At 43.7% G+C, this 517-nt stretch carries 2 protein-coding genes; both read left to right on the top strand.

The window, feature by feature from the left end:
- Positions 1 to 3: 3 nt before the first annotated feature.
- Positions 4 to 165: a DeoR family transcriptional regulator gene (locus tag ASC50_RS08485; RefSeq protein ID WP_226995384.1), complete on the top strand. Its 162-nt coding sequence runs from the start codon at positions 4 to 6 to the stop codon at positions 163 to 165.
- Positions 166 to 175: 10 nt separating this feature from the next.
- Positions 176 to 517 (top strand): hypothetical protein (locus ASC50_RS03905; protein ID WP_158648393.1); only part of this gene is annotated, 342 nt, incomplete at its 3' end.

Genomic DNA, 517 nt, shown 5'->3' with positions numbered 1-517 from the left:
GCCGTGCTGTATGTGAAAGAGAACGGCGAAATAACAACTTCGGCATATGCAAAACTATATGCAGTTGCAGAGCGAACTGCGAGAAAGGACTTAAACGAATTGTCTGATAAACAGATACTTAAAAGAGTTGGCGAAACAAATCTGGCAAAATATATTTTGAACTAAACAAAAGACATTGCCGAAGTTTTGCCGAAGCTTTGCCGAAGATGCCGAAGTGTTGCCGAAGTTTGGAATATTGATTTATCTCCGAATTTATCACTACCTTTGCACCGAATTATTTCAAAAAAGCATGATGAAAAAAATCCTTGTTCTTTGCTTCCTTTTTGCCGGAATGTCTTTGTGTTATGCCCAGACTGCGGCTGAGAGGGATTCGCTTGCTGCTGTGATTGATTCGCTGGATGCATTAGCCGACCATACGCTGGATGAGGTGGTGGTGAGGGCGCAGAAGTCGCTGGTGAAGGTCGATTTGGACAAAATCACTTACGATATGGCGGAAGACCCTGAGGCGAAGACCAAC

It is taken from the genome of Candidatus Symbiothrix dinenymphae, from assembly GCF_001431085.1.
This window is presented reverse-complemented; position numbering and strand designations above follow the sequence as displayed.